This is a genomic window from Arthrobacter globiformis, assembly GCF_030815865.1.
Lineage (GTDB): Bacteria > Actinomycetota > Actinomycetes > Actinomycetales > Micrococcaceae > Arthrobacter > Arthrobacter globiformis_B.
The window spans coordinates 525,292-548,938 of sequence record NZ_JAUSXI010000001.1 but is presented as its reverse complement, the minus strand read 5'-3'; the positions used below and the strand labels follow the sequence as shown (position 1 = coordinate 548,938).

At 67.1% G+C, this 23,647-nt stretch carries 17 protein-coding genes and 3 pseudogenes; 15 read left to right on the top strand and 5 right to left on the bottom strand.

The genetic code is table 11. The features are described 5' to 3' along the window. Positions 1-106: 106 nt before the first annotated feature. From QFZ33_RS02545 to QFZ33_RS02535, 3 genes are all read left to right on the top strand, one after another. A complete protein-coding gene (locus QFZ33_RS02545; protein ID WP_307024576.1) occupies positions 107-697 on the top strand; it encodes a TetR/AcrR family transcriptional regulator in 591 nt (196 codons plus the stop codon). 117 nt (positions 698-814) lie between these two features. After that, positions 815-1,876, top strand: a complete 1,062-nt coding sequence (locus QFZ33_RS02540; protein WP_373427326.1) for a D-TA family PLP-dependent enzyme — start codon at positions 815-817, stop codon at positions 1,874-1,876. A gap of 156 nt (positions 1,877-2,032) precedes the next feature. Further along, positions 2,033-2,992: a helix-turn-helix domain-containing protein gene (locus QFZ33_RS02535; RefSeq protein ID WP_307024572.1), complete on the top strand. Its 960-nt coding sequence runs from the start codon at positions 2,033-2,035 to the stop codon at positions 2,990-2,992. A gap of 27 nt (positions 2,993-3,019) precedes the next feature. Here QFZ33_RS02535 and QFZ33_RS02530 read toward each other — a convergent pair. Continuing rightward, a pseudogene (locus QFZ33_RS02530) lies at positions 3,020-3,901 on the bottom strand (Glu/Leu/Phe/Val dehydrogenase dimerization domain-containing protein); the annotation flags it as partial. Between QFZ33_RS02530 and QFZ33_RS02525 the strand changes: the two are divergent. Beyond that, positions 3,885-4,064 (top strand): hypothetical protein, encoded by a 180-nt coding sequence (locus QFZ33_RS02525; protein WP_307031983.1) that lies wholly within the window; start codon positions 3,885-3,887, stop codon positions 4,062-4,064. The pseudogene QFZ33_RS02530 and the gene QFZ33_RS02525 sit on opposite strands and share 17 nt — an antisense overlap. Here QFZ33_RS02525 and QFZ33_RS02520 read toward each other — a convergent pair. Continuing rightward, the gene (locus QFZ33_RS02520) at positions 4,041-5,516 is read right to left on the bottom strand and encodes an APC family permease (protein WP_307024570.1); all 1,476 of its coding nucleotides are present in this window, start codon (positions 5,514-5,516) and stop codon (positions 4,041-4,043) included. The genes QFZ33_RS02525 and QFZ33_RS02520 overlap by 24 nt on opposite strands. 290 nt (positions 5,517-5,806) lie before the next feature. Then, a pseudogene (locus tag QFZ33_RS02515) lies at positions 5,807-7,760 on the bottom strand (FAD-binding monooxygenase). A 225-nt stretch (positions 7,761-7,985) separates the two neighbouring features. On the opposite strand from QFZ33_RS02515, the gene QFZ33_RS02510 reads away from it, so the two are divergent. From QFZ33_RS02510 to radA, 11 genes and pseudogenes are all read left to right on the top strand, one after another. Beyond that, on the top strand, positions 7,986-9,452 hold the full coding sequence (locus QFZ33_RS02510) for a fumarylacetoacetate hydrolase family protein (protein ID WP_307024568.1): 1,467 nt from the start codon (positions 7,986-7,988) through the stop codon (positions 9,450-9,452). Then, a complete protein-coding gene (locus QFZ33_RS02505; protein WP_307024566.1) occupies positions 9,445-10,158 on the top strand; it encodes a GntR family transcriptional regulator in 714 nt (237 codons plus the stop codon). The genes QFZ33_RS02510 and QFZ33_RS02505 overlap by 8 nt, the downstream gene beginning before the upstream one ends. A gap of 10 nt (positions 10,159-10,168) precedes the next feature. Then, on the top strand, positions 10,169-11,683 hold the full coding sequence (gene hpaE, locus QFZ33_RS02500; RefSeq protein ID WP_307024563.1) for a 5-carboxymethyl-2-hydroxymuconate semialdehyde dehydrogenase: 1,515 nt from the start codon (positions 10,169-10,171) through the stop codon (positions 11,681-11,683). Positions 11,684-11,740: 57 nt separating this feature from the next. Next, entirely contained in the window at positions 11,741-12,823 is a 1,083-nt protein-coding gene (hpaD, locus tag QFZ33_RS02495) for a 3,4-dihydroxyphenylacetate 2,3-dioxygenase (RefSeq protein WP_307024561.1), read from the top strand. 4 nt (positions 12,824-12,827) lie between these two features. After that, positions 12,828-13,613, top strand: a complete 786-nt coding sequence (gene hpaH, locus QFZ33_RS02490) for a 2-oxo-hept-4-ene-1,7-dioate hydratase (RefSeq protein ID WP_307024559.1) — start codon at positions 12,828-12,830, stop codon at positions 13,611-13,613. Further along, entirely contained in the window at positions 13,598-14,413 is an 816-nt protein-coding gene (locus tag QFZ33_RS02485; RefSeq protein WP_307024557.1) for an HpcH/HpaI aldolase family protein, read from the top strand. Before hpaH ends, QFZ33_RS02485 begins: the two co-directional genes overlap by 16 nt. A gap of 180 nt (positions 14,414-14,593) precedes the next feature. Further along, positions 14,594-16,114: an NAD-dependent succinate-semialdehyde dehydrogenase gene (locus tag QFZ33_RS02480; protein WP_307024555.1), complete on the top strand. Its 1,521-nt coding sequence runs from the start codon at positions 14,594-14,596 to the stop codon at positions 16,112-16,114. A gap of 65 nt (positions 16,115-16,179) precedes the next feature. Continuing rightward, a complete protein-coding gene (locus tag QFZ33_RS02475; protein WP_307024553.1) occupies positions 16,180-17,583 on the top strand; it encodes an MFS transporter in 1,404 nt (467 codons plus the stop codon). 188 nt (positions 17,584-17,771) lie between these two features. Beyond that, positions 17,772-19,181: an aldehyde dehydrogenase family protein gene (locus tag QFZ33_RS02470; RefSeq protein WP_307024551.1), complete on the top strand. Its 1,410-nt coding sequence runs from the start codon at positions 17,772-17,774 to the stop codon at positions 19,179-19,181. A gap of 143 nt (positions 19,182-19,324) precedes the next feature. Further along, a pseudogene (locus tag QFZ33_RS02465) lies at positions 19,325-20,451 on the top strand (FUSC family protein). 144 nt (positions 20,452-20,595) lie between these two features. Continuing rightward, positions 20,596-21,975 (top strand): DNA repair protein RadA, encoded by a 1,380-nt coding sequence (gene radA, locus QFZ33_RS02460; protein WP_307024549.1) that lies wholly within the window; start codon positions 20,596-20,598, stop codon positions 21,973-21,975. Between the two features lie 111 nt (positions 21,976-22,086). Here radA and QFZ33_RS02455 read toward each other — a convergent pair whose 3' ends face one another. Next, entirely contained in the window at positions 22,087-22,860 is a 774-nt protein-coding gene (locus QFZ33_RS02455) for a YcnI family copper-binding membrane protein (RefSeq protein WP_307024548.1), read from the bottom strand. Between the two features lie 154 nt (positions 22,861-23,014). Next, the gene (locus QFZ33_RS02450) at positions 23,015-23,647 is read right to left on the bottom strand and encodes a hypothetical protein (RefSeq protein WP_307024546.1); all 633 of its coding nucleotides are present in this window, start codon (positions 23,645-23,647) and stop codon (positions 23,015-23,017) included.

The window sequence follows — 23,647 nt, the reverse complement described above, 5'->3', positions numbered from 1 at the left end:
GGGGACCCTGGCGGGTCGGATATTTATTTTCTATAGTTGTAGATAATAAGCGAACGTAAGATGGCTCACAAGAGTCTGGGCGAAATATTTACTGGGGAGCGGCCGCGTGCCAAAGATTGTTGACCACGACGAGCGCCGCTTGGAACTGGTGGATGCGACCTGGCGGATCATCGCCCGAATGGGCATTGAAAGCGCCACAATGCGGGAAATCGCCACCGAGGCGGGCTTCGCCAACGGGGCCCTCAAACCGTACTTCCCCACCAAGGACACGCTGCTGACCTTCGCCTTCGGCCACGTCTTCAACCGGACCAACGGGCGCATCGCCGAAGTCACCGCGGGGCTTTCGGGACTGGCGGCCCTGCGGGCGTTCTGCGTCGAAGTGCTCCCCCTCGATGAGGAACGGATCAATGAAGCCCGGATCGTCATCCCCTTCTGGCAGAAGGCTATCAACGACCCGGGCAAGGCGCAGATCCACCGGGAATCGATGCAGCAGTGGCTAAACGCCATCCGGCGCTATCTTGGGGAGGCCAGGGACAGCGGTGACGTGACTACCGCCGTCGACGACGCCAGTCTGGCCGGGCAGCTGCTCAACATGCTGCTGGGCGCCCAGATCGCGGCTGCACTGCTTCCGGAGGGCCAGACGGAGCTCGGCCTGGACGGCCAACTCGAGGGCTACCTTGCCCTGCTGACCCGCTAGCCTGCTGACGCGCTAGCTTTGGGACCTCACGCACCGCAGCCCGCCCGAAAGAACTTAACCTACAGCCAGGAGACGCCGGCAGTGACCATTCCGTACGAAATCGATACTCCGGAAATCATGATCGACGTCGACATCCTTGACCGGAACATCGAGCGGATGGCGTCAGCCGTCCGGGCGCGGGGCCTGAGCCTGCGCCCGCATGCCAAAACCCACAAGATCCCCGAAATCGCCGCCCGTCAGATCGCAGCTGGAGCCTCCGGACTGACAGTGGCAACCATCGGCGAAGCTGAAGTGTTCGCGGCTGCCGGAGTCGACAACCTCTTTATCGCCTACCCCCTGTGGATTTCACCGCAGAAGGCCGAGCGGCTTCGGCGCCTGTCGCAAACTGCGCAGATCTCCGTCGGCGTCGACTCCGTGGAGGGAGCAACAGCGCTGGGATCCGGCCTGGGAAATGCAGCGGGGAGCATCAGCGCCCTCGTGGAAGTCGACAGCGGCCACCACCGGAGCGGCGTCCACCCGGAATCCGTCGCACCGGTCGCCGAAGCAGCAGTGCGCGCCGGACTGAAAGTTGCGGGAGTCTTCACCTTCCCGGGCCACAGCTACGCCCCCGGCATGCCGGTCGAGGCGGCCAGGCAGGAGCAGCAGGCCCTGAGCCGGGCGTCCGAGGTTCTAGCGGCGGCAGGATTCAACGTCACCTGCCGTAGCGGCGGCTCCACCCCGACGGCGATGCTGACCGGGAATTCGGCTGCCACCGAGGTGCGCCCTGGCGTCTACGTCTTTGGCGACGCCCAGCAGCTGGAGCTGGGGCGGTGCGCCGCCGAGGACATCGCGCTGACAGTGGCGGCCACCGTGGTGAGCCACCATGCAGCCCCCGCGGAGGGACCGGCACGTTTCATCATCGACGCCGGCAGCAAGGTTCTCGGCAGCGACCGGCCCGCGTGGGCAAGCGGATTTGGCCGGCTGATGGAGCACCCCGGCGCCCGGATCACAGCACTGTCGGAGCACCACGCAACTGTCGAGTGGCCCGAGCCCGGAACCGCGCCCGCCATCGGGCACCGGCTGCGAGTTATCCCCAACCACGTATGCCTCGCCATGAACCTGGTGGACGACGTCGCAGTCGTCAGCGGCGGCGGGCTCGTGGGCCGCTGGGTGGTTGCGGCCCGGGGCAAGAACAAGTGAGGCTTGACCACCCCTCGTTCACAAGAAAACCTTTTTTCGCCACATGTTGAAAAAAGATGACAGGGCAGAATTTCGCCGCTAACCTGAAATGACTGTGTCCCAGGACACAGTCTTGGGGACCCGATTTTAGATGGCCAACCGGCGTCAGGAATGTTCATGCCAGCAACCACAGCCCGCCCCGCGGACCAGACCCTCACCTCCAGCGTGGCCACCTCCTTTGACCACTGGAGGCACCTCGTAGCCCAGTCCTTCGTGCCGCTGGCCGCCGAAACCTCCCGGCCCGATCAGTTCCGCGGCCGCGTGCGCTCCAGGGTGCTCGACCGGACGTGCATTGTGGAGGTGTCGGCTTCGGGCCACAGCGTCCACCGCACACCGGCGCTTCTGGCGCAGTCCGACCAGCGTTACTTCAAGCTCAACCTCCAACTGGAAGGCACCGGCCTCCTCATCCAGGACAACCGCGAGGCCGTGCTCCGCCCCGGCGACCTGGCCATCTATGACACCAACCGCCCGTACACGCTGGCATTCGAAGAGCAGGCCCGCGTGGTGGTGGTCATGTTCCCGCACGACTCCCTGTCGCTGCCGCCGGACTACGTGGGACAGCTGTCAGCAGTCCGGCTGGCCGGCGAGTCCAGCCTGGCGGGCATTGTGGGACCGTTCATCACGCAGCTCGCCGGCAACCTGGAGGCACTCAGCGGGCCCAGCGGCTCCCGGCTGGCGGCCAACACCCTGGACCTCGTCTCCACCATGCTGCATTCGGAACTGGATTTGGCTGCGGACAGCATGAAGCCTCAGGCGATGCTGGCGACGTCGGTCCGTGAATACATTGAGGCGAACCTCGCTGACCCGCAGCTTTCGCCGGCCAGCATTGCCGCAGCGCATTTCATTTCGACCCGCCACCTGCACAACGTCTTCCACGAGTCCGGCAGCACTGTTGCCAGCTGGATCCGGAGCCGCCGGCTGGAACGGGTCCGCCGGGACCTCAGGGAACCACTGCATTCCGGCACCTCCGTAGGGGCCGTCGCCGCCCGGTGGGGCTTCCTGGACGCGGCGCATTTCAGCCGCACCTTCCGGGATGCCTTCGGCGAGTCCCCCAGCGACTGGCGCCGCGGCGCCTAAGTAGCCTGCGCCTGGTTTCTCATCAACCTAGATCAGCCCCTGCGCGAGCATCGCGTCCGCCACTTTGACGAAGCCGCCGATGTTCGCGCCCAACACGTAGTTGCCGGGTTCACCGTACTCGTCCGCGGTGGAGGCACAGCGATGGTGGATTCCCACCATGATGTCCGTAAGGCGCTGTTCCGTGTGCTCGAAGGACCAGGAGTCGCGGCTCGCGTTCTGCTGCATTTCCAGCGCCGATGTGGCCACGCCGCCTGCGTTGGCGGCCTTGCCGGGCCCAAATAGCACGCCCGCCTCCTGGAACACTGCCACGGCGTCGTGGGTGGAGGGCATGTTTGCGCCTTCGCCGACTGCGAGCAGTCCGTTGCGGACCAGCCGGGCGGCCGCACCGCCGTCGAGCTCGTTCTGCGTGGCGCACGGCAGGGCGACGGTGGCGTCGACGTCCCAGACGGAGCCGGCCTCCACGTAGGAAACGCCGGAACGGCGCAGAACGTAGTCCTTGAGGCGTCCGCGTTCCACTTCCTTGACCTGGCGGAGCAGCCCGACGTCGATCCCTGCCTCGTCCACGACGTAGCCGGAGGAGTCGGAGCAGGCCACCACGTTGGCGCCGAGCGCCTGGGCCTTGGCGATGGCATTGATGGCCACATTGCCGGAACCTCCCCAGGAGATGCCCTTGCCGGTCAGGACGCCTGATTCGTGCTGGTTGGTGATGCGTTTGTACTGGCCGAAGAGGTAGCCGATTTCGCAGTCGCCCACGCCGATGTCGCCGGCGGGCACGTCGGTGTACTCGCCGATGTGGCGGTAGAGCTCGGTCATGAACGACTGGCAGAAGCGCATGACTTCGGCGTCGCTGCGGCCGCGGGGGTCGAAGTCGGAACCACCTTTGCCGCCGCCGATGGGCATGCCGGTTACCGGGCAGTGGCCGGCCGGCATCGCGGCGGCCGCAGCCGCAGCCGCAGGGGCCGGCCTTGCCACACTTCTGCTGCTGGCGGGCGGCCTCGCGAGGCGAGGCCGCCGCAGCGGAACGGGTGCTGCCGTCGTCGAACGCCCCTTACCCGGCGAGCTCCGGCTCTAGGGTCCCCGCCCGCTTCTCCACTACGATTTCCGCCAGCACTCCGGCCACGAACAGCACGGGGACGGCAACCAGCAGCCCGACTGCTGTTTCGGCGCTGCCGCCGATGAGAGAGGTGAAGTTGCTGACCACCAGGTAGAGGACCCAGGCCAGCAGCAGCGACGCGAGCGCCGGTGCGATGAAGGTTTGCCAGTGTTGCCCCATGACCCGTTCGCGCCGGAAGAATGCGACGACGGCCAGGGAGCAGAGCATGTACAGCACCAGCAGCGCTGCAACGGCCAGCCCGCTAAACCACGAGAAGAGCGTCAGGACCGGGTCCATTCCCAGCACCGCGAACGGTGCCACGAGCAGCACGGCGACGCTCGTCTGGACCCAGGCTGCGTTTGCAGGGGCGCGGTGCCTGTTGGTCCGCGCCAGGACAGCGGGCAGGGAACCGCGCAGGGCCAGCGAGTGAAGGTAGCGGTTGATGCCGTTATGGAAGGCGATGATGCCTGCCAGGAGGGACGTCACCAGAAGGATTCCGGCGGTCACGCCGGCCCAGGGGCCGTACAGCTCAACCAGCGGGCCAATTACGAACGAGGTCGCATCCCCTGACTCCAGGGCGGCCCCGGCGGCGTCGACGACGTGCGAGGGCCCGTAGAAGCTCACCAGCATCCAGGTAATGAAGGCGAAAAACACGGCGATGATGCCCACTGAAAGGTACGTTGCCCGGGCCACCGTCCGGTGGGGATCCTTGGCCTCGGCGGAGTAGATGGCCGTTGACTCGAAGCCGAACATGGACGCCACGGCGAACATGATGGCCACTCCGGGGGCGCCGCTTGCGATCGCTTCGGGGGAAAATGAGGCTGCCATGTCGAGGCCTTCCGGGCCTCCGCCCTTCAGCAGGACGGTGAAACCGAACAGCAGCAGAATCGCCACCTCCAGGCCCACAAGGACAGCCAGGACGCGGGCGCCGAGTTCGATGTTCATCGACCCAAGCACCTGCACGCCTGCCATGGTGGCAACGGCCAGAAGCCACCAGGGAACGGTCACACCGGCGGAACCCAGCAAGCCAGAGAAGGCCGCACCATAGAGGCCGTACATGGCGGCCTGAACCGTGCTGTACGCCAGCAGCGCCAGCCAGGCAGCGCCTGTGCCTGTCTTTCTGCCGAAGGCGGCGGTGATGTAGGCGTAAAAGGCGCCGTTGGCCTGGACCTTCCGGCTCATGGCCACGAACCCGACGGCGAAGATGACAATGACGATGCCCACGACGAGGTACGCGCCCGGTGCCCCGGCGCCATTGCCGAGTGCAGCCGCCAGGGGCGCAGCGCCGACAATGCCGGTCAGCGGAGCCTGGGCTGAAAGAACGAAAAAGAGAATGCCCAGGACGCCGATGCTGCCCGCGCGGAGGGCGGTGGACTGCTCCTTGCGCGGATTTGCTTCTGCAGTCCGGGACTCGGAATTTGAAATACTCATTGGATCCTTCTTAACGGTCATGAGCGTTGGAGGGGTGCTGGCAATGGCCTCGCACCGCTGAATCCAGCTTGGCAGTCCCGGGCTGCCGGGGCTTGTCTGGCAGCGACCAGTTGTTGTGCCTCAGCGCACTGGTCGTGACCGGCGGAGCATACATTCCGAGGGTTCCGCTGAGCCCGCTTGAGGTCAATCAGGTCTGAGAACAAAAGAGTCCGGATCCCCCGTTGCAGGGATCCGGACTCCAGGAGCGAAAGGCCTGCCGGTGAGGCTGCGAGCTCCCCGGCAGGCTGCTCTTACACCAGGTTGGCGACGAGCCCCGAACCAGCGGCCTGAAGCGGCTCGGTCTGGAGTGGAGCCGGCTGGCGGGCCGGCAGCAGCGGCGCAAAGAAGGCCCCGAGCTCCGCCGTCGCGGTCAGTGGCAGGACGTTAGCCACGTACTGGTCCGGACGGACCACCACCACGACGCCGCCGCGGTCAAGGCCGCGGAGCTCGAAGATGTCGGCCTTCGGATCGGTGCCGTAGACCTTCTCGAGGTTGGTGAGATTGAACGGCCCGACCTCCGGCTTGAACACGGCCGGGACAGCGTTGATGTCGATGCCCCTGTGGTCCTGCTGGTAGATGACCTTCACGTCGAACCAGGCGTCAGAGTCGGCGCCCTCCGGCGTGGCCGCGAGCGGGGACTCCGGCGAGTTCTCCAGCCATTGCGCGAGGTCAGTGGTCGGCGACGGTGCGCCGGCCTCGGCCGGGTCGGCGAACACGTAGATGCGCCAGCGCCCGTCTGCCGTCGCCTGGTGGCCCAGCTGCAGTGGGTTGGTGTCGCAGACCCGCTGCACGGGCGCAGACTTGAAGCGCTTGCCGGTCGGGAAGCCCGTGGCCAGCCCGGCGTGCTTCGCCTCGGCGACGATCATCGACGGCGCGTATTCGGTCATGAAGCCGGCCGGGAATTCGGCGGTGCGCACGTAGAAGTCCTCGAGCTCCGAGGGGTCGTCGAACTCCTCGGGCTTCTTGGCCATGAGGGTGGACCATTCCTTGTCGAAATCGATGAGGTTCTTCGCGACCACCTGGCGCTCCGCGGAGTACGTGGCCAGCAGCGACTCGGGGCTGCGGCCCTCGAGGACGTGGCCGAGCTTCCAGCCGATGTTGAAGCCGTCCTGCATGGACACGTTCATGCCCTGGCCTGCCTTCGCACTGTGCGTGTGGCAGGCGTCGCCGGTGATGAACACGCGCGGCGTGCGGGTGTCCCGCTCGGCGGGCAGGACGTCGTCGAACCTGTCGGTGAGGCGGTGGCCCACCTCGTACACGCTGTGCCAGGCGACGTTGCGGACGTCGAGGGTGTAGGGCTGCAGGATCTGGTTCGCGTGGGCGATGATCTGCTCGATGGTGGTCTTGCGGATGGCGCCGTTGTCGTTCTCCGGCACGACGCCCGAGATCGACGTACATGCGGAACAGGTGGCCGCCTTCGCGCGGGATCAGCAGGATGCTGCCGCCGTCGTGGGACTGGATGGCGCACTTGGTGCGGATGTCCGGGAAGTCGGTGGACGCGAGGACGTCCATGACGCCCCAGGCGTGGTTGGCCTGGTCTCCGGCGAGCGTGCAGCCGATCGATTCACGGACCTTGCTGCGGGCGCCGTCGGCACCGACCACATACTTGGCCCGCACAACGCGCTCCTGGCCTGCCAGCTCGCCGGTGGTGTGGACCAGGGTCACGGTGACCGGGTACTCCCCCGCGTCCGCGACGTGCAGGCTGTGGAACTCGTAGCCGTAGTCCGGGGTCATGCGGGTCGGGGAATAGGCCATGACCCGGGCGAAGTAGTCCAGCACGCGGGCCTGGTTGACGATGAGGTGCGGGAATTCGCTGATGCCCATCTCGTCGTCGACCGCGCGGGCGGCACGGACGATGTGCTGCGGGTTCTCCGGGCTCGGCTTCCAGAACGCCATCTCGGTGATCCGGTAGGCCTCTGCGGTGATCTCCTCGGCAAAGCCGAACGCCTGGAAGGTCTCGACGCTGCGGGCCTGGATGCCGTCGGCCTGGCCGATCGCGAGGCGGCCGCCGCGGCGCTCCACGATGCGCGTGGTGATGTCCGGGAACTGGGAGAGCTGGGCTGCTGCGAGCATGCCCGCGGGGCCGGAGCCCACGATGAGCACATCGACCTCGTCGGGCAGCTCTTCGGGGCGGTTGATGCCGACGCCGGCGGCCGGCTGGATGCGCGGGTCACCGGAAACGTAACCGTGGTGGTGGAACTGCACGGGCTTTCCTCACTTCACTGTGTGGCTGGCTTTCGCCAAATCATGTGTTCTATATCCGAACAGATGGTTCGATAATAGAAATTGTGGTTATGTTTCAGTACTGTACGTCACATATGACCTGCGTTACAAGCAGCTCCCCTTCCCCGAAAATCAGGGGTTGACGAAGTCACCAGAAACGGTCCAGTATGTTTCGTATACGATTTCGTACCTGATGAGGAGAACGCTTTGGAGCAGGTCAACGATGACACCCTGGCAGCAGCACGCAAGGTGATCGCGGTGCACATCAACTACCCCAGCCGGGCAGCCCAGCGCGGCCGGACGCCGGCGCAGCCCTCCTACTTCCTGAAGCCGTCATCCTCGTTGTCCCTGACGGGCACCGCCGTCGAACGCCCGGCCGGTTGCGAACTCCTCGGGTACGAGGGCGAGATCGCCATCATCATCGGCAAGGCGGCCCGGCGCGTCGCCGTCGAAGACGCCTGGAGCCACGTCGCGGCTGTCACGGCCAGCAACGACCTCGGCGTGTACGACCTCCGCTATGCGGACAAGGGCTCCAACCTCCGGTCCAAGGGCGGCGACGGCTTCACTCCCGTGGGTCCGGCACTGATTCCGGCAGACGCCGTCGACCCAGCAAAACTGCGCATCCGCACCTGGCACAACGGCGAAGTGGTCCAGGACGACACCACCGAGGACCTGCTCTTCCCGTTCGCCCGGCTCGTGGCGGACCTGTCCCAGCTCCTCACCCTCGAGGAGGGGGACATCATTCTCACCGGCACACCGGCCGGCGCCTCCGTCGCCGTCCCCGGCGACGTGCTGGAGGTGGAGGTCAGCACTGCTGACGGCCAGCTGAGCACGGGCCGGCTCACCACCACCGTGGAGGAAGGAACGACGGCGTTCGCTGACTTTGGTGCCCGGCCCAAGGCCGATGACCTGCAGCGCGAAGAGGCGTACGGCTCGCGGGAAGCGGCAGGGCTCCCGGCCGCCGAATCTCCGCTGAGCCCGGAGCTGAAGGCCAAGCTGGAGAGCGTCTGTACCGCCACGCTGTCCTCCCAGCTGCGCAAGCGCGGCCTGAACAACGTCAGCATCGACGGACTCACCGCCACCCGGCCGGACCGCAAGGTGGTTGGCCTGGCCCGGACCCTGCGCTACGTGCCCAACCGCGAGGACCTCTTCAAGACGCACGGCGGGGGCTTCAATGCCCAGAAACGCGCCATCGACTCCGTCAACGAGGGCGAGATCCTGGTGATGGAGGCCCGCGGGGAGAAGGGCACCGGGACCATCGGCGACATCCTCGCCCTGCGCGCCCAGGTTCGCGGCGCCGCGGCCATCATCACCGACGGCGGGGTCCGCGACTTCTCCGCCGTGGCCGCCATGGAGCTGCCCACCTACTACTCCAACCCGCACCCCGCTGTGCTGGGCCGGCGCCACATCCCGTGGGACACGGACATCACCATCGCCTGCGGCGGCACCACGGTGCAGCCCGGGGACATCATCGTGGCGGACTCGGACGGCATCCTGGTGATCCCGCCGGCCATCGCCGAGGAAGTCGCCAACGACTCGATCGCCCAGGAACGCGAAGAGGTCTTTATCGCCGAAATGGTGGAGCAGGGCCACAGCGTGGACGGGCTCTACCCGCTCAACGCGCAATGGCGCACGAAGTATTTGGAATGGGAAGCAGGCAAAACCAATGACTGAAACGGCAACCGCCCCCGCAGCCGAGAGCATCCCTGAGAGCACCGCCGGCACCGCCGGCAGCAAGTCCGAGCAGGCCTACCAGGCCATCAAGGCACGGATCGTGGAGGGCACCTACACGCCCGGCTACCGGCTGGTCCTGGCCGCCATCGCCAAGAACCTCGGGTTCAGCGTGGTCCCGGTCCGCGAAGCGATCCGCCGGCTCGAGGCCGAAGGCCTGGTGAAGTTCGAACGCAACGTCGGCGCCACCGTGGCGGGCATCGACCCCACCGAGTACCTCTACACGATGCAGACACTGAGCATCGTGGAGGGTGCGGCCACGGCTCTGTCCGCACCGCTTGTCGGCGAGGCGGACATTGCCCGGGCCCGCGCCGTGAACGCCGAGATGCGCGACTGCCTGCAGCACTTCGACCCCGTCCGCTTCACCCGGCTCAACCAGGACTTTCACAGCGTCCTCTTCGAGCACTGCCCCAACCCGCACATCCTGGATCTGGTCCACCGCGGCTGGAACCGGCTGGCATCACTGCGGTCCTCAACGTTCCGCTTTGTTCCAGGCCGGGCCCACGAGTCCGTGGACGAACACGAGGCCCTGCTCCGGCTCATTGAATCCGGCGCCGACGCCGACACCATCGAAAAAGCAGCACGACTCCACCGCAGCGCAACCCTGGACGCCTACCTCTCCCAGACCAACATCAAAGACCACAGTTAGGACCTCAACGATGACGACCCCTGTAGAAACAGCAGCAAAGCACTACGTTCCCGAGAACCTGCCCACCCACATCCAGCACTTCATAAACGGCAAGTTCGTTGATTCCGTGGGCGGAAAGACCTTCGACGTCCTGGACCCGGTCTCCAACCAGAACTACGCCACCGCCGCGGCCGGCCAGAAGGAAGACATCGACCTCGCCGTCGCCGCCGCCCGCCAAGCGTTCGTCAGCGGCCCGTGGCCCAAGATGAAGCCCCGCGAGCGCGCCCGCATCCTGAACCGGATCGCCGACGCCGTCGAGGCGCAGGAAAGCCGCCTCGCCGAGCTCGAAACGTTCGACACCGGCCTGCCCATCACCCAGGCCAAGGGACAGGCCCTCCGCGCGGCAGAGAACTTCCGCTTCTTCGCGGACCTGATCGTGGCCCAGTTCGACGACGCCATGAAGGTCCCCGGATCCCAGATCAACTACGTGAACCGCAAGCCGATCGGCGTCGCCGGGCTCATCACCCCGTGGAACACCCCGTTCATGCTGGAGTCCTGGAAGCTGGCCCCCGCCCTGGCCACCGGCAACACCGTGGTCCTCAAGCCGGCCGAATTCACCCCGCTGTCCGCCTCGCTCTGGGCCACCATCTTCAAGGAAGCCGGCCTGCCGGACGGTGTCTTCAACCTGGTCAACGGCCTGGGCGAGGAAGCCGGCGACGCCCTGGTCAAGCACCCGGACGTCCCGCTGATCTCCTTCACCGGCGAGACCACCACCGGGCAGACGATCTTCCGCAACGCCGCCGCCAACCTCAAGGGCCTCTCCATGGAGCTCGGCGGCAAGTCCCCGTGCGTTATCTTCGCCGATGCCGACCTGGACGCCGCGATCGACTCTGCCCTGTTCGGTGTGTTCTCCCTCAACGGCGAACGCTGCACCGCCGGCTCCCGCATCCTGGTGGAACGCGCCATCTACGACGAATTCTGCGAAAAGTACGCCGCCCGCGCCAAGAACATCGTCGTCGGAGATCCGCACGACCCCAAGACTCAGGTGGGTGCCCTGGTGCATCCGGAGCACTACGAAAAAGTGGCCTCCTACGTGGAGATCGGCAAGTCCGAAGGCCGGCTGCTGGCCGGCGGCGGACGGCCGGAAGGCCTGCCGGAGGGCAACTACATCGCCCCCACCGTCTTCGCCGACGTCTCCCCCGACGCCCGGATCTTCCAGGAGGAGATCTTCGGTCCCGTCGTCGCCATCACCCCGTTTGAGAACGACGACGAGGCCCTCGCCCTGGCCAACAACACCAGGTACGGCCTGGCGGCCTACATCTGGACCCAGAACCTGACGCGCGCGCACAACTTCTCGCAGAACGTGGAAGCCGGCATGGTGTGGCTGAACAGCCATAACGTCCGCGACCTCCGCACTCCGTTCGGCGGGGTCAAGGCCTCCGGCCTGGGCCACGAGGGCGGCTACCGCTCCATCGATTTCTACACCGACCAGCAGGCCGTGCACATCACGCTTGGCTCCGTCCACACTCCTAAGTTCGGCGCCTAAGCCGGCCGGCCGCCGTCGTACTTTTCCCGAACCCCCTTTCAAAGAAGAGAGAACATCATGACCAACTTCGTTCCCACCCCCACCGTCCCTGCACCGGATATCGTCCGCTGCGCCTACATGGAGATCGTGGTCACGGACCTCGCCAAGTCGCGCGAGTTCTACGTCGACGTCCTCGGCCTGCACGTCACCGAGGAAGATGAAAACACCATCTACCTCCGTTCCCTGGAGGAGTTCATCCACCACAACCTGGTGCTCCGCCAGGGCCCCATCGCCGCCGTCGCTGCCTTCGCCTACCGGGTGAAGTCCCCCGCCGAGGTGGACGCCGCCGAGGCCTACTACAAGGAACTGGGCTGCCGCACCGAGCGCCGCAAGGAAGGCTTCACCAAGGGCATCGGCGACTCCGTCCGCGTCGAGGACCCGCTGGGCTTTCCCTACGAGTTCTTCTACGAGACCGAGCACGTGGAGCGCCTCACCCAGCGCTACGACCTCTACTCCGCCGGTGAACTGGTGCGCCTGGACCACTTCAACCAGGTCACCCCGGACGTCCCCCGCGGCCGCGCGTACCTCGAGGACCTCGGCTTCCGCGTCTCCGAAGACATCAAGGACTCCAACGGCGTCACCTACGCCGCGTGGATGCACCGCAAGCAGACCGTGCACGACACTGCCCTGACCGGCGGCAACGGCCCGCGCATGCACCACGTCGCCTTCGCCACGCACGAGAAGCACAACATCATCCAGATCTGCGACAAGATGGGCGCCCTGCGCATCAGCGACCGGATCGAACGCGGCCCCGGCCGGCACGGCGTCTCCAATGCGTTCTACCTCTACATCCTGGACCCGGACGGCCACCGCATCGAGATCTACACCCAGGACTACTACACCGGCGACCCGGACAACCCCACCGTCACCTGGGACGTCCACGACAACCAGCGCCGCGACTGGTGGGGCAACCCCGTGGTCCCGTCCTGGTACACCGAGGCCTCCCTGGTCCTGGACCTTGACGGCAACCCGCAGCCGGTCATCGAGCGCACCGACGCCTCCGAAATGGCAGTGACCGTCGGAGCCGACGGCTTCTCCTACACCCGCAAGGACGAAACCTCCGCGGCCGTGGAGGGCTTCAAGCTGGGAGCCCAGGTTTAAACCGATGCTGGACGCGAAGACGATCGAGGCCATCGCGGACGAGCTGGTGGAAGCTGGCCGGACCCGAACCCCTGTGCCCCGCCTGACTGCCCGCTACCCGGACATGACGGTGGAGGACTCCTACGCGGTGCAGCAGCTGTGGCGGCGCCGCAACGAGGACGCCGGCCGGACCCTGGTGGGGCGCAAGATTGGCCTCACGTCCAAGGCCATGCAGGCCGCCACCGGCATCACCGAACCGGACTACGGTGCCATCTTCGATGACATGGTGCTGGAAACCGGCTGCTCGGTGGAATGGGACAAATACACCCACCCGCGCGTGGAGGTGGAGCTGGCGTTCGTCCTGAAGGACGGGCTCAAGGGCCCCGGCTGCACCATCTTCGACGTCCTGAACGCCACCGACTACGTGGTTCCGGCCCTTGAAATCCTCGATTCGAGGATCGAGATGGAGGGCCGGACCATCGTGGACACCATCTCGGACAACGCCGCCATGGGTGCCATGGTGGTGGGCGGACGCCCGGTGAAGCCGGACGCCGTCGACCTCCGCTGGGTCTCCGCCATCCTGTACAAGAACCAGACCGTGGAGGAAACCGGCGTGGCCGCGGGCGTCCTGGACCACCCGGCCAACGGCGTGCACTGGCTGGCCAACAAGATCGCCGCCCACGGGGACTCGATGAAGGCCGGCGACATCATCCTCGCCGGCTCCTTCACCCGTCCCCTCTGGGTCTACAAGGGCGACACCGTCCACGCCGACTACGGACCCTTGGGAGCTGTGACATGCCGCTTCGAGTAGAAGACACGTTTCGGCACGCGCTGGCCGCTGCGGACCGGCCGCTGGCAGGGATGTGGGTCTGCTCCGGCAGCCCGCTCATCGCCGAACTCTGCGCCGGGTCCGGCCTGGACTGGCTCCTGGTGGACGCCGAACACAGCCCCAACGGGCTCGAATCCATCCTCGCCCAGCTCCAGGCCATCCACGGCTACCCCGTCCACGCCCTCGTCCGTCCGCCCGTGAACGACACTGTCCTGATCAAGCAGTACCTGGACCTGGGCGTGCAGAACCTGCTGGTCCCCATGGTCAATTCCGTGGCCGAGGCGGAAGCGGCGGTGGCTGCTACCCGTTACCCGCCGCACGGGGTGCGCGGGGTCGGTTCCGCGCTGGCCCGCGCGGCCCGCTGGAACCGCGTTCCGGACTACCTCGCCCGGGCCGCGGACACCGTCAGCGTCACCGTCCAGATCGAGTCGACGGCCGCGGTTGAGGCCATGGAGGACATCCTGAAGGTCGACGGCGTGGACGCCATCTTCGTGGGCCCCTCCGACCTCGCTGCCTCGATGGGGTTGCTCGGCCAGCAGGAACACCCCGAGGTGCGAGCCGCCGTCGAACACTGCCTCGCCGCCGCAAAAGCGGCGGGCAAACCCGCGGGCGTCAACGCCTTCGCCCCCGCCACCGCCCGCGCCTATCTCGACGCCGGTGCCGCCTTCATCCTGGTGGGCGCCGACGTCGCCATCCTGGCCCGCGGCTCCGAAGCCCTCGCCGCCGAGTACGTCCCGAAAGCCCCGGTGGTTGAGCCTGTCGACACCCCGGCCAGCTACTGACCCGAACCGCTGGTTGAGCCTGTCGAAACCAGCGGGGGCCCGCTGGTTGAGCCTGTCGAAACCCCTTGATCTCGACAAGCTCGATCAGCGGGGCCCGCTGGTTGAGCCTGCCGAACCGCTTGATCTCGACAAGCTCGATCAGCGGACCACGCCACACACTTTTCCCGAGGAGACCCCCGCATGACCACTTCGCCCGTACTCTCCCCTGCCATCCCGCCGGCCTCCGTCTCTCCCGAACGTGAGGCCGCACTTCTCGCGTCCGTGCCCACCGGCCTGCTCATCAACGGCCAGTGGCGGGACGCGTCCGACGGCGGCACGTTCGACGTGCACGACCCCGCCACCGGGGAGGTACTCGCCACGCTGGCCTCGGCCACTGGCGAGGACGCCCTCGCCGCCCTCGACGCGGCAGACTCGATCCAGGCCTCCTGGGCACGGACCGCGCCGCGGGAACGGGCCGAGATTCTGCGCCGCGCCTTCGACCTGGTCACCGAACGCGCCGAGGACTTCGCACTGCTGATGACCCTGGAAATGGGCAAACCGCTTGCCGAATCCCGCGGCGAAGTCACCTACGGCGCCGAGTTCCTGCGCTGGTTCTCCGAGGAAACCGTCCGGGACTACGGCCGCTACCTCACCACCCCTGAGGGCAAGAACAAGATCCTCGTCCAGCACAAACCGGTCGGCCCGTGCCTGCTCATCACCCCGTGGAACTTCCCGCTCGCGATGGCCACCCGCAAGGTCGCGCCCGCCATCGCCGCCGGCTGCACCATGGTCCTCAAGCCCGCCAAACTCACCCCGCTCACAGCGCAGCTGTTTGCGCAGACCATGCTCGAGGCCGGCCTGCCCGCCGGCGTCCTCAACGTGGTCTCCTCCTCCAGCGCCTCCGGCATCTCCGGCCCGCTGCTGGCCGACCCGCGACTGCGCAAGGTCTCCTTCACCGGCTCCACCCCCGTGGGCAAGCGCCTCATGGCCGACGCCGCCCAGAACGTGCTGCGCACCTCGATGGAGCTCGGCGGGAACGCCCCGTTCATCGTGTTCGAGGACGCCGACCTGGACAAGGCCGTGGACGGGGCCATGGCCGCCAAGATGCGGAACATGGGCGAGGCCTGCACCGCCGCCAACCGGTTCCTCGTCCAGGAGTCCGTCGCCACCGACTTCACCGCCAAGTTCGCCGCAGCCATGGGCGCCCTGGCCACCGGACGCGGCACCGAACCGGAAACCCAGGTTGGTCCCCTGATTGACGCCGGCGCACGCAACGGCGTGCACGCTTTGGTGAGCGCCGCCGTCGACGCCGGAGCCACCGCCATCACCGGCGGCGCCCCGGTTGACGGTGCCGGCTACTTCTACCAGCCCACCGTGCTGGGCAACGTCCCCAACGACGCCGAAATCCTCCGCCAGGAGATCTTCGGGCCCGTCGCCCCCGTCACCACGTTCACCACCGAAGAGGACGCCATCCGCCTGTCAAACGCCAGTGAATACGGCCTGGCCTCCTACCTCTACAGCCGCGACTTCAACCGCCTCCTGCGGGTGGCCGAACAGATCGAATTCGGAATGGTCGGCTTCAACGCCGGCGTCTTCTCCAACGCCGCAGCACCCTTCGGCGGTGTCAAGCAATCCGGCCTCGGCCGCGAAGGCGGCTCCGAAGGCATCGCCGAATACACCACGACGCAGTACATCGGCATCGCCGACCCCTACGCCAACTGACACAGCGGCGTACCAACGCAGTGACATATCCACACAATGACGTGTCCACACAGCAAGGAAAAACATTGACTACTGTCCAGCACGGGCAGCGCAGCTCGGCAAGGGATAACCGCCGCGTAGCGTTTGCCACCATCATCGGAACCACCGTCGAGTGGTACGACTTCTTCATCTACGCCAACGCCGCGGGCCTGGTCTTCGCGAAACTGTTCTTCGAACCCGCAGGCAACGACATCGGCATCCTGATTTCCTTCGCCTCGGTGGGACTCAGCTTCCTTTTCCGTCCGCTGGGTGCCTTCCTGGCCGGACACTTCGGGGACCGGCTGGGCCGCCGCGCCATGCTGGTCATCACGCTGATCATGATGGGTGCAGCCACCACCCTCATCGGCGTGCTGCCGACCTTCGAGACGGCGGGCGTTGTGGCACCCATCCTGCTGCTGCTCCTGCGCATCCTGCAGGGCATTTCGGCTGGCGGCGAATGGGGCGGCGCCGTCCTGATGGCGGTCGAGCATGCACCCCGCGGCAAGCGGGGACTGTTCGGCGCCTTCCCCCAGCTGGGCGTTCCCCTGGGAATGCTGCTGGCCTCCGGCATCCTGGCCCTGATGTCCGGCGTGGTCTCCCCCGGTGCAGCCTTTGTGCAGTGGGGCTGGCGCATTCCGTTCCTGCTCAGCTTCGTCCTGATCGTCGTCGGCTTCATTGTCCGCCGCAGCGTGGAGGAAAGCCCGGTCTTCGAGGAGATCGCACAGAAGAAGCAGCAGACCCGCGTTCCGATCGTCGAACTCTTCAAGAAACACTGGCTGCTGGTCATCATCGCGGCGCTGGTCTTCGCGGGCAACAACGCCGCGGGCTACATGACCACCGGCGGCTACATCCTCAGCTATGCCGCCAATCCCGCCGGACTGGCCATGGACCGCACGGAAGTGCTCCTCGCAGTGACCGGCTCCGCTGCCCTGTGGTTCATGTTTACGCTGATCTCCGGCTACCTGGCGGACAGCATCGGCCGCAAGAAGACGTACCTCATCGGCTATGCCTGCCTCATCCTGACTGTGTTCCCGCTGTTCTGGCTGGTGAACACCGGTAACATCTGGGCGCTGTTCCTTGGCCTTGCGCTGTTCACGGTCGGGCTCGGCCTGACCTACGGCCCGCAGGCAGCCCTCTACAGCGAGCTGTTCCCCGCCTCCATCAGGTTCTCCGGCGTCGCGATCTCCTACGCGCTGGGTGCCATCATAGGCGGCGCCTTTGCTCCGATGATCGCCACCGCCCTGGTCCAGGCCACCGGAACAACAGCCTCGGTGTCCGTTTACCTGCTGATCGTGGCCCTCGTTTCAACGGCCGCGGTCCTGGTGATCCGAGATCGCAAGGGCATCGACCTGGGCATCAACAACCAGGCGGAGCAGGAGGTCGGCGCCACCATCTTCGACCGGCGCGGCGCCGCTCCGGCTGACGCCGCCAAAGCGTCTGCCAAGGTATAGACCTGCACACCAGCACTTACGGCTGGCCGGAGCAACACTTGTGGTTCGCTCCGGCCAGCAGTCGTTCGCCTCAAATCAAGGGTTCTGCACCCAAAGACAAGCCAGCGTCCCCGCCGACGGACAACACTTAGGTATGCCCGCCTCGCCGCCCGGTTGAGCGCACTTTCCTACTCGAAGTGGAGTACCTCTTGGAAACCTACGATGCCCTGCTCGCGTCCATCACCCCCGGCTCCGGCGAGACCCGGACCATTTTCGATCCCGCCACCGGCGGCGTCGTCGGCAAGGCGCCGGTCCACACCGTTGAGGACCTCGAAACCGCCGTCGCTGCTGCCGTCGCCGCCCAGCCGGCCTGGGCTGCGCTGGGCCACGACGCCCGGTCCGCCGCGCTACTCAAGGCCGCCGACGCCGTCGAACGCTCCGCCGAGGAACTCGCCCGGCTGCTCTCCCGCGAGCAGGGCAAACCCCTCAACGGCCCGAACGCCCGCTTCGAGGTCGGCGCCTGCGCCGCCTGGCTCCGCGCCACCGCCACCACCGAACTCAAACCCGAAGTAGTCGTCGACGACGGCGAAACCTACGCCGAACTCCACTACAAGCCCATCGGCGTCGTCGGCGCCATCGGCCCCTGGAACTGGCCCATGATGATCACCATCTGGCAGATCGCCCCCGCCCTGCGGATGGGCAACACCGCCGTCGTCAAACCCTCCAAAATGACCCCGCTCTCCGTCCTGGCCCTGGTCAAGGTCCTCAACGAAGAACTCCCCGACGGCGTCCTGTCCGTCATCTCCGGCGACCGCGAAGTCGGCGCCCGCCTCGCCGAACACCCCGCCGTCGGCAAGGTCATGTTCACCGGCTCCACCGCCGCCGGCAAGGCGATCATCAAATCCTCGGCCGACACCGTCAAGCGCCTCACCCTCGAACTCGGCGGCAACGACGCCGGCATCGTCCTGCCCGACGCCGACCCCAAAGCCATCGCCGAAGGCCTGTTCTGGGGCGCCTTCCTCAACACCGGACAGACCTGCGCCGCCCTCAAGCGCCTCTACGTCCACGACGACATCTACGACGCCGTCTGTGAAGAACTCACCAAAGTGGCCGCTGCGATGCCCATGGGTGTGGGCCTGAACGAGAACAACGTCCTGGGCCCGCTGCAGAACAAGGCCCAGTACGACATCGTCGCCAACCTCGTCGACGCCGCCCGCGAGAGTGGTGCCCGGATCCTGCTCGGCGGCAACCCCAGCGCCGACCAGCCAGGCTACTTCTACCCGACCACCCTCGTGGCGGACATCGACAACGACAACCCGCTCGTCGCCGAGGAGCAGTTCGGCCCGGCCCTCCCCATCATCCGGTACAGCACCATCGACCAGGCCGTGGAGTACGCCAACGCGCTCGACGTCGGACTCGGCGCCTCCGTCTGGTCCCCCAACCTGGCCGCAGCTCGCGAAGTCGCCGCCCGGATCGAAGCCGGCACCGTCTGGATCAACAAGCACGGCGCCGTGGACCCCCGCGTCCCCTTCGGCGGCGCCAAACAGTCCGGCTACGGCCTGGAATTCGGCGTCGAAGGCCTCAAGCACCTCGGCGTCCCCCAGGTCATCAACGGCTAGCCCAACCACCGGAACCTAAGGGCCGCCGTCGCTGCATTGCGACGGCGGCCCTAACTTTTGCGCCCCGGGGGCGGGTCGCCCGGCGGCTTGTAACCGGTCCGCCGGTTCCCGGTCCGCAGCGGCTCCGGCAATAGACTGAAGCCATGCCCCAGACCGGACTCTCCGCCAGCAGACGCTTCCTTCGCGGCCGGATCAGGACTGGGATGGTCCGGAGCCGGAATTCACTGGTCCCCGGGATCCAGATGACCTTCGGCGCCGTGGGAGCCTATGCCTTCGCAGAGTACGTCCTGGGCCATACCGGCCCTCTGTTCGCCGCCACGTCCGCCCTGATCGCCCTCGGCTTCTCCCGCGATCTGCGCATGCGAAGGGTGATGGAGGTGGGCCTGGGCTGCACCATCGGCATCGCCGTGGGCGACATGCTGCTCCACTGGCTCGGGGCCGGGATCTGGCAGGCCGCCGTCGTGCTTTTGGTCTCCATCCTGCTGGCCCGCTTCCTGGACAGCGGCAACATCTTCACCACCCAGCTGGCGCTGCAATCGCTGTTGGTGGTTCTGCTGCCGGCGCCTGCCGGCGGCCCCTTCACCCGCAGCATCGACGCGGTGGTGGGCGGCGTGGTCGCGCTGCTGGTCACCATCCTGGCGCCCAAGGATCCCCGCCGGGAACCGCGCAAGGACGTCCAGAAGCTGCTCCATGAACTCGCGGAAGTGCTCCGGGAATGCGCCGCAGCCCTGGTCGAGAGCGATTCCACCCGGGCCCCTGGCATGCCCTGGTCCGGGGCCGGAACAGCCAGCCTCTCGTGGATGCCATGCGGCACTCGCTGCGGGCGTCCGGCGAGGTGGCCACGCTGGCGCCTGCCTACCGGCGCCACCGGGAAGAACTGGACCGGCTGGAGCAGTCGCTCGAATACATCGACCTTGCCCTGCGCAACAGCCGCGTCTTCGCGCGCCGGCTCACCAGCTCCATCAATCACGCCGCGCTGTCCGACGAAGCCACCGAGAACATCGCCGAGGTGCTGATGGAGACAGGGGCGGCCGTGGAAGAGCTCTCGCTCGGCCTGGCTGAGGTGCAGGAGGGCGCCCGCCATGCCCACCTGCGCAGCGCGCGGCAGGACCTGGGCGAGATCGCCGGACGGCTGCATCCGAGGATGCTGAAGGTTCAGAAGCTCGAGGGCGAGACCGTGGTGATGCTGTTCCGGCCGCTCATGGTGGACCTGTTGGAAGCCACCGGCATCGATTCCCGCGAGGCGCGCGACCTCCTGCCCCCGCTGTAGGCGCCGCCGGTTGAGCTTGGGCCCACGACCGCTGGTAAAGCTTGGGCCCACGACCGCTGGCAGAGCTTGGGCCCACGACCGCTGGTTGTGCTTGTCGAAACCCACCGGTCGGGCAATGTCACACGCCCCGGTTAGTGTGGAGCAATGGCTACAAAGACTTCCCGGGTTTCCAAGGCGCCGGGCTATAAATGCGCGGAATGCGGCTGGACCACGGTCAAGTGGGTGGGCCGGTGCGGTGAGTGCCAGGCGTGGGGCACCGTTGAGGAAACCGGCGCCGCGGTGGCACGTACGACGGCGGCCACTACAGTTCTGGAGCCCGCCCGCCCCATTGCTGATATTGACGCCACCACGGCCGCCTACCTGCCCACTGGCGTGGACGAACTGGACCGCGTCCTCGGCGGCGGAGTGGTCCCCGGCGCCGTCATCCTGCTCGCGGGCGAGCCCGGCGTGGGAAAGTCCACCCTGCTCCTGGACGTGGCTGCCAAGTTCGCCCGGACAGGGCAGAGCGTCCTGTATGTGACGGGCGAGGAATCGGCGGCCCAGGTGAAACTGCGGGCGGAGCGGATCAGCGCGATCGCGGACACCCTCTACCTCTCAGCGGAGACTGACCTTGGCCAGGCGCTCGGTCAGGTGGAGAAGGTGGAACCGAAACTGCTGGTGGTGGACTCCGTGCAGACGCTCAGCAGCGCGGACGTGGAGGGCAGTTCCGGCGGCGTCTCCCAGGTCCGTGAGGTGGCTGCCTCGATCATTTCGGCGGCCAAGCGCCGGAACATGACCACGCTGCTGGTGGGGCATGTGACCAAGGACGGCTCCATCGCCGGGCCCCGCCTGCTGGAACACCTGGTGGACGTCGTTTGCCAGTTCGAGGGCGAGCGCCACTCCCGCCTCCGCCTGCTCAGGGCGGTCAAGAACCGCTACGGGCCCACCGACGACGTGGGCTGCTTCGACCTCACCGAGGACGGCATCCTGGGCCTCGCCGATCCAAGCGGACTGTTCGTCACCCGCACCAAGGACCCGGTATCCGGCACCTGTATCACGGTCACCATGGAGGGCCGCAGGCCGCTGCTTGCCGAGGTGCAGTCCCTGCTCGCCGAGACCCAGAACTCACAGCCGCGCCGGGCAACCAGCGGCTTGGACAGTTCGCGGGTGGCCATGCTCCTGGCGGTGCTGCAGCAGCGTGCCGGATGCCAGCTGCAAAAGGACGATTCCTACGTGGCCACGGTGGGCGGCGTGAAGCTCAGCGAGCCGGCCACCGACCTCGCTGTAGCGCTGGCAGTGGCGTCCGCGAAGCATAAGAAACCCCTGCCGCAGCGCCTCATCGCCTTCGGCGAGGTGGGCCTGGCCGGCGAGGTGCGCCCGGTTCCCGGCATCAATCAGCGCATCCATGAGGCCCACCGGCTGGGGTTCACGCACGCAGTGGTTCCCGCCAGCCCCACCGGTCCCGGCCCCATCCCGGCAGGCTTTACTGTGAAGGAAGTGGGCCACCTGACAGAGGTTCTGGAACTGCTCATCACCAAGCCCTGACCCGCTGTTGGCCTGAGGTCTGTTCGCCGTTCAGCAAAAAGCGGCCCGCGCCCGTCCCCTGGCGGTTCCAGGAGATGGCGCGGGCCGCTGCTGTTTAATGCAGCCCTTGGGCTACTTCTTGGCCGCGCGGGTGCGGACCAGGGCCGTGGCGCCCGCGGCGAGGCCAAGAAGACCCGCGACCAGCCCGATCCAGCCCGCGGCCTGGCCGCCGTTGGAACCTGTTGCCTGCGTTTCCGATGCGGGCGCGGCGTCCGGCGTGGCCGTTGCGGAACCATCAGAGGCTTCCGCCGCGGTGATGACGAACGAGGGCGCGGGGTGGTGCTCCTTCTCTTCAGCGGCCGGAACGGAAGCTGCGTCGGAGGATGTTGCGGACGTGTGGTCGTGTTCGGCCTCGGCCGCGTCGGCCCAGTTGACGGTAGTGCCGTCGGTGTAGCCCTGGGCCGCGGGCAGCATCAGGGTGGTGCCGGCTGCCGGGAGCCGGCCGACAGACAGAGTGAAGGTCTGGAATTCCTTCTGCCCGATTTGGTGGGCCGCATCGGCGGACCAGACCACGCTGGTTGGGGCCTTGGTGACCGTTGCGCCCGCAATTTCCACCGGCTTCGGCAGGGTGGTGGTGACCACCTGCGCCTTCCAGCCGTCCATCGGCTTCACGGAGACCGAGGTCAGCGGGGTGTCGGTGGGGAGCTTGACCTCCAGCCGGTTGGTCTTGGCCGAATCCGATTCGTTCGGAACGCTGAATGTCAGCTTGGTGAAGCCGCCCTCGGCGGTTGCGGAGGGGTCAACCGTGACGTGCGCGGAGGCGGCGGCGGCACCGGCGGCCAGGAGGCCGGCGGTGAGGGAGGCGGCTGCTGCGGTCTTGAGGGTACGGCGAATGGAGGTGTTCATGAGGTAGTGCCTTTCACGGAAAATCAGTCAGCGGCCCATGTACCATCGATGCGCCATCAAGGCGACACGGGCAGGTAGCTACGCGCCGCCGTCGGACCCTGACTTGAAAGCGGAACCGTCCGTAAAGGACCAGCCCGTTCTGAAAGGAACTCGTCTAGGCGGCCAAAGGCAGCGGCGGCCCGCGGCGGGTTGGCAGCCGGATGCCTGCGCGAGTGCGTGGGAGGATGACCGGAGTTGGAAAAGGCGCGGGGACGCGGGCGGGAAGGGTAGCTGCGGGTTCGGGCCGGCGCATAAGCGGCCGCAGCCAGGAGGCAAGTGCTGACAGCACGCGTTCCCCGCGGGCCAGCAGGACGGCGGCGCACAGGGTGGCCACGGCGTGCGCAGCGAACATGACGCCGTCGGATGCCGCGGAATGGACGCCTCCGGCGGCTGCCGACCCTGCGGCGGCCAGCGCGTCTGGAGTTATGGCACCCGGATCTAAAGCACCCGCATGGCCCGGCATCAGCGCCGCGGACTTCGGTGCGGCTGCACCCACGCCGCCCAGCGCGTCGAAGGCCCAGTGCAGCCAGAACTGGCCGCCGCCCAGCAGAGCCGCCAGGGCAGGAAACGAGAGCCGGAACGGCGTCATTGCGGCGACCGGAACCAGGGTCACAGCAAACAGCGCCGCCAGGATGGACGCCGAGGGAAGCTGGCCGCCGCCCGCAAGGTGCCCGCCGGCGGCAAACCCGATAACGAGCGAGCCGATCAGCCCGGTGCGGAAAAGCCGGAACGAAGCACGGGGCATCAT